2 protein-coding genes are annotated in these 1,300 nt (G+C 64.5%); one reads left to right on the forward strand and one right to left on the reverse strand.

The genetic code is table 11. From position 1 onward, the window contains the following. A partial coding sequence (locus ACF1A1_RS39335) for an IS110 family transposase (protein ID WP_392006993.1) occupies positions 1-457 on the forward strand: 457 nt, incomplete at its 5' end. Positions 458-558: 101 nt separating this feature from the next. Here ACF1A1_RS39335 and ACF1A1_RS39340 read toward each other — a convergent pair. Then, complete coding sequence (locus tag ACF1A1_RS39340) at positions 559-1,104, reverse strand: hypothetical protein (RefSeq protein ID WP_392006995.1); 546 nt, start codon at positions 1,102-1,104, stop codon at positions 559-561. Positions 1,105-1,300 lie beyond the last annotated feature (196 nt).

Raw genomic sequence — 1,300 nt, forward strand, 5'->3', positions numbered from 1 at the left:
CTGCACCAGCGCCAATGAGCTGGAGGCCGCGGTCGTCGACGCTTTCACCGCTCACGAGGACGCCGAGATCATCACCAGCTTCCCCGGCCTCGGCCACCTCACCGGCGCCCGCGTCCTGGCCGAACTCGGCGACGACCACACCCGCTTCGCCACCGCCCGAGCACTCAAGACCTACGCCGGATCCGCCCCCATCACCAGATCCTCCGGACGAAAAACCACCGTCCTGGCCAGGCACATCAAGAACCAGCGCCTCGCCTCAGCCGGCTACAACTGGGCCTTCGCCGCCCTCACCGCATCCCCCGGAGCACGAGCCCACTACGACCGCCGCCGAGCAACCGAAGAACGCCACGTCGCAGCACAACGCAACCTCTTCAACCGCCTACTCGGCTGCCTCCACCACTGCCTCACCCACCACATCCCCTACAGCGAACAGACCGCGTTCCACGACACCACTTGACTGATCAACCGCATCGGATGTCTGTCTCCGCCCCGCTCCAGCCCGGCCGTCGCTGGAGCGCCCAACGCAGCCGATCCATCCGCGATTTCGCCTCGGTTGCGCTACAGCTGCCTGGGGTCCTGTCCAAGGATGACCGGATCTTCGGCTCGCAGCCGAAACGCTGCGTACACGCCCAAGCTCTTGCGTGCGGCGATGTAGTACTCGTCGCGCTTCTCCTGGAACTGCCTGAACGCCCGCGTCCAGTCTTCTGCCGTACCCGAACGCATGTCACGAACGAACTGCTCAAGCACCCATGCGTGGCGTTGCAGCGTCCTCGCTGCCGAGATGGTCTCGGCGTCTCCCATGAGGAGAACAACCTCGAACGCGTACCCGCGCTCCAGTTCGGCGTCGGCCAGGCGCTCCAAACCGATGTCCTGGGCCAGGGGTTGGGGAAGACCGAAGAGCCCCTTGCCCGCTGCAAGGCGGCCGGCCAGCGATGTGAACCTCTTGATGGCATCGGCATATCGGAGGTAAGCATCCAAGCGGCGCTCGTCCCACCTCGTTGAGAGTTGGCGACGCCATCGCGATCTCTCCATCAACGCTCCGCCAACGTAGGACGCGGCTGCGCCGACGAGCACACCAACCAAGGTGAACAGCTCTCCTGGCATGTCCCCCACCACTCAGATAGAAGCCAAGGGGACACTACTGGCGGAGTGCCGTCGCCGAAAGAGCAATCTTCACCGGTTGTTGCGCAGCGGCCAAGAGGAGGTTGGGCCCTGACCCCGAGTCCTGGACACGGGTTATGCGGCTGGTGTCAGCGTAGTTGATGTTGTTTCGGAAGCTGTCTCGTAAGCGATCGGGCTG

Source organism: Streptomyces sp. NPDC014995 (genome assembly GCF_043080745.1).
In the GTDB taxonomy this organism is placed as follows: Bacteria; Actinomycetota; Actinomycetes; order Streptomycetales; family Streptomycetaceae; genus Streptomyces.

Excerpts from the sequence above, each read along its gene's own strand:
- ACF1A1_RS39340 (WP_392006995.1), bottom strand. The coding sequence starts at position 1,104 with ATGCCAGGAGAGCTGTTCACCTTGGTTGGTGTGCTCGTCGGCGCAGCC.